The 657-nt window shown below is 56.3% G+C and carries 1 rRNA gene; it reads left to right on the forward strand.

Features of this window, described 5'->3' with window-relative positions:
* Positions 1 to 182: 182 nt before the first annotated feature.
* A 16S ribosomal RNA gene (locus tag Q6350_RS15305) occupies positions 183 to 657 on the forward strand; the annotation flags it as partial.

A 657-nucleotide genomic window follows, 5' to 3' on the forward strand; every position in this document is an offset into this window, starting at 1 on the left:
GGTTCCGGCTTTCGGATGGTGTGTGTCGGTTGTTTGAGAACTCAACAGTGTGCTTGATAGTCAATGCCAAATTTTGAACCTTCATTGGTTCCTTTGGATCGGACAACTAGTTTTTTGCTAGCTTGTCTGGCCAGTATCGATATGGCATCGCACGCCCTGGTGGTGTGTGGTGTTTTCTCTCTTTCACGGAGAGTTTGATCCTGGCTCAGGACGAACGCTGGCGGCGTGCTTAACACATGCAAGTCGAACGGTGAAGCCCAGCTTGCTGGGTGGATCAGTGGCGAACGGGTGAGTAACACGTGAGCAACCTGCCCTCCACTTCGGGATAAGCCCTGGAAACGGGGTCTAATACCGGATACGAGCACTCGACGCATGTCGGGTGTTGGAAAGTTTTTCGGTGGGGGATGGGCTCGCGGCCTATCAGCTTGTTGGTGGGGTAATGGCCTACCAAGGCGTCGACGGGTAGCCGGCCTGAGAGGGCGACCGGCCACACTGGGACTGAGACACGGCCCAGACTCCTACGGGAGGCAGCAGTGGGGAATATTGCACAATGGGCGAAAGCCTGATGCAGCGACGCCGCGTGAGGGATGACGGCCTTCGGGTTGTAAACCTCTTTCAGCAGGGAAGAAGGCCTTCGGGTGGACGGTACCTGCAGAA

Origin of the sequence: Isoptericola sp. b515 (genome assembly GCF_030588125.1) — a bacterium.
GTDB lineage: Bacteria > Actinomycetota > Actinomycetes > Actinomycetales > Cellulomonadaceae > Isoptericola > Isoptericola sediminis.